Raw genomic sequence first — 2,891 nt, 5'->3', positions numbered from 1 at the left:
ATTGGGGGCTGGCAAATATAATGATGGTGCCGGCTTGTTACTTCATAAGCGTAAAGATGGAGGTGCTCAATGGATTTTACGGTATACCCTTCACGGACGTCGTCGTGAAATGGGCTTGGGAGCATTGCGAGATGTCTCTTTAAAACAAGCCCGTGAATTGGCAACTGGGTGGCGTTCGGTTTTACGTGAGGGGCGTGACCCCATTAAAGAACGCAATAAACAAAAGCGTGAGGCAATCAGCAATCTTCATTACTTAAAAGATATTGCCGTAGATGCTTTTGAAAGTCGGAAAGCTGAATTAAAAAATGATGGTAAGGCTTGTGATTGGTTTTCACCTTTACGTCTTTATATTCTCCCTAAATTAGGCTGTCTACCCGTTTCAGAGATTACTCAAACAGAGATACGCAATACTCTTGCCCCTATTTGGCATACAAAAGCTGCAACAGCAGAGAAAGCATTGATACGTCTTAATCTTTGTCTTAAACATGCGGCTGCATTAGGTTTGAATGTTGATTTACAAGCAACAGAAAAAGCACGCGCGCTCTTAGGCAAACAACGCCATAAAACGCAAAATTTTCCAGCTATGGATTGGAGAAAGGTTCCGGCTTTTTATAAAACACTTTGCGAAACAACAACAATGACACAACTGGCTTTACGTTTGCTTATTCTGACAGGCGTTCGTACTTTTCCTTTATGTCATATCCATAAAGATCAAGTTGAGGATGATATCTGGACTATTCCTGCTGAAAATATGAAAGGAAAGCGTGATACAACAACAGAGTTTCGCGTGCCTTTATCATCAGAAGCATTAGACATTTTAAAACAAGCGCGCCTTTTATCACGCAATGATTTCTTCTTTTCTGCAACAGGTCGCGGTCCCCTCGCGCATAGGTGTATGGCTCAATATATGAAACGTATTGGACTTGATGCCTGCCCCCATGGATTTCGCTCTAGTTTACGCAATTGGCTTGCTGAAACAACCGATGCCCCCTATGAGGTCGCTGAAACCATTCTAAGTCATACAGTAGGAGGTAAAGTAGAGCGTGCCTATCGTCGGACTGACTATTTAGAACAGCGCCGTGTCTATATGGATAAATGGGCGGCTTATGTCACGGGTCAATCTTAAGATATGGGGTGAATAACCCCATTATCTGTGGATAACTTTAGCTCTCTTCTCTCTCATTCTTTCTCAATAAGAGTCATAAATTATCACATTAGAAATTGTATAATAAAATATTGTTTTCTATGAATAAAACATCTTTCTAAATGAACCAAAATGTGGTTAATAAATAGTTATGATTTGTTACCATTTTTTGAGAGTGAAAGGATTTTAGTATGACAGAAAATGATATTCTTTTGACAGATCGTGAAAGTGCAAAATTGCTTCATATGAGTGTCTCAACATTCCGCCGTCATGTTACCAATGGATCTCTCCCCAAACCCCTAAAATTGGGTTTTTTATCCCGTTGGTTACAATCGGATCTTTTGAATGTCATCAAGCAAGCAAAACAGCAACGTTATAACGACGCGGCATAAAAAGAAAACCTTGTCACGTAAGGATGGACAAGGCTTTCTCAAGCTCATCAACCTGGTGCTTTATTTGGTGTAAATTCAAAGCTTTCTCTGCTGAAGCAAGACTTAAGGCTGGCATTCAAGTTGTTCTGAATGTTTTTTACAATAAGGGCTATTTAAGCGTCTCTCAACACTTCGCTGAGGCATGACAGCACCAGGACGACATATGGGAAGGTTGTCCGATTTATGGTTTTCACACCAATCTTGTATTGTAAAGCTAGGGCGAAAACCTGATTGCGCCATACACATTTCAATACTGGCAAATTGATTCAAATCTAGCGCCACAACCTTATTAAGGTCCGGTACTCCACATTCTAAAAGTATTTTATTTCTCCATAATGCTGGAGAAAGTGAGGGAATTGAGTTAACACATCCAGTGATACTTAACAGAGCTATACAACTCAACAGTTTTAAGATTTTCTTCATTCTTCCCCTCTTTCAATGGATTTATTTACAATAAAAAAGCTCGGAAGCTTGTTGATATTTTCTGTCATCGCTGCTTAAAACAACGGTGACCAATATTGAGATGATTGGTTGAGAAAACAATCCCGCCATTCCAAGCAAATGCAAGGATGGCGGATTGTTGATTATCACAAACAGCAAGACTTAAGGCTCGCATTCAGGTTGTTCTGGATGCTTTTTACAAAACGGGCTATTCAAGCGCTTCTTGATACTGCGCTGTGGGATGACAGCACCTGGACGACAAATCGGCAAGTTTTTCTCTTTAAAAGTATAACACCACCCCCCTCCTCTTTGATCTTTATAGCGGAATCCTGCTTGAACCATGCAAGCATCAACTGTTGCTTTAGCATTAATACTCTGCTGTTGGTTTTCTGGATCGATATCATAAGGGGTTGGCATACCACATTCTAACAAGGCTTTTCCTATCTCCGTAAAATCTGCACCAGGTTTCTCCCACATACTCAGAGCCCCTGGAGAAGGCTTATCAATGTTACATCCAGCAATATTTAACAGAATGAGACCACTTAATAATTTCAAGATTTGTTTCATTTTTTCCTCCCTGAATATTTTGAATAAATTGGCGTACGATTAGGTAAACCATAGAACTTTGTACAAGCATCACTTGGATGTCCATAACAAGCATGAACACTTGGATAACCCTTAAATATTTGTCCTGCTTCTTTCCAAGGACCACTTCCAGGAGGTATTTGCTCAAAAGTGTAAGGATTTTTGCCAATCTTTGTACCAACAAAGTCATTTTTATGATTTTCCAAGTTTACGTAATCCTGCTTTCCATCACTTAAGATATATAACGTATCTGCCATGTTTTGAGTATTATAAGCTGGTCCAAAGAAATT

General features: G+C 39.7%; 5 protein-coding genes and 1 pseudogene. 2 read left to right on the top strand and 4 right to left on the bottom strand.

The genetic code is table 11. The annotated features are described in order from the left end of the window. Position 1 precedes the first annotated feature (1 nt). Together ACFILA_RS09250 and ACFILA_RS09245 are read left to right on the top strand one after the other, a co-directional pair. The gene (locus ACFILA_RS09250) at positions 2-1,126 is read left to right on the top strand and encodes a tyrosine-type recombinase/integrase (protein WP_375661089.1); all 1,125 of its coding nucleotides are present in this window, start codon (positions 2-4) and stop codon (positions 1,124-1,126) included. Positions 1,127-1,335: 209 nt separating this feature from the next. Continuing rightward, complete coding sequence (locus ACFILA_RS09245) at positions 1,336-1,536, top strand: helix-turn-helix transcriptional regulator (RefSeq protein WP_375661088.1); 201 nt, start codon at positions 1,336-1,338, stop codon at positions 1,534-1,536. A 102-nt stretch (positions 1,537-1,638) separates the two neighbouring features. Here ACFILA_RS09245 and ACFILA_RS09240 read toward each other — a convergent pair whose 3' ends face one another. From ACFILA_RS09240 to ACFILA_RS09225, 4 genes and pseudogenes are all read right to left on the bottom strand, one after another. Continuing rightward, complete coding sequence (locus ACFILA_RS09240; protein ID WP_273724680.1) at positions 1,639-1,998, bottom strand: hypothetical protein; 360 nt, start codon at positions 1,996-1,998, stop codon at positions 1,639-1,641. A 64-nt stretch (positions 1,999-2,062) separates the two neighbouring features. Further along, positions 2,063-2,191, bottom strand: coding sequence for a hypothetical protein (locus tag ACFILA_RS09235; RefSeq protein WP_375637905.1), 129 nt, complete (start codon positions 2,189-2,191; stop codon positions 2,063-2,065). After that, positions 2,179-2,583: a hypothetical protein gene (locus ACFILA_RS09230; protein WP_375661087.1), complete on the bottom strand. Its 405-nt coding sequence runs from the start codon at positions 2,581-2,583 to the stop codon at positions 2,179-2,181. The genes ACFILA_RS09235 and ACFILA_RS09230 overlap by 13 nt, the downstream gene beginning before the upstream one ends. After that, a pseudogene (locus ACFILA_RS09225) lies at positions 2,580-2,891 on the bottom strand (hypothetical protein); the annotation flags it as partial. The pseudogene ACFILA_RS09225 and the gene ACFILA_RS09230, both read right to left, overlap by 4 nt.

Origin of the sequence: Bartonella sp. CL71SXKL, assembly GCF_042194935.1 — a bacterium.
In the GTDB taxonomy this organism is placed as follows: domain Bacteria; phylum Pseudomonadota; class Alphaproteobacteria; order Rhizobiales; family Rhizobiaceae; genus Bartonella.
This window is presented reverse-complemented; position numbering and strand designations above follow the sequence as displayed.

Excerpts from the sequence above, each read along its gene's own strand:
- ACFILA_RS09230 (WP_375661087.1), bottom strand. The coding sequence starts at position 2,583 with ATGAAACAAATCTTGAAATTATTAAGTGGTCTCATTCTGTTAAATATT.
- ACFILA_RS09245 (WP_375661088.1), top strand. The coding sequence starts at position 1,336 with ATGACAGAAAATGATATTCTTTTGACAGATCGTGAAAGTGCAAAATTG.
- ACFILA_RS09240 (WP_273724680.1), bottom strand. The coding sequence starts at position 1,998 with ATGAAGAAAATCTTAAAACTGTTGAGTTGTATAGCTCTGTTAAGTATC.
- ACFILA_RS09235 (WP_375637905.1), bottom strand. The coding sequence starts at position 2,191 with ATGCGAGCCTTAAGTCTTGCTGTTTGTGATAATCAACAATCCGCCATC.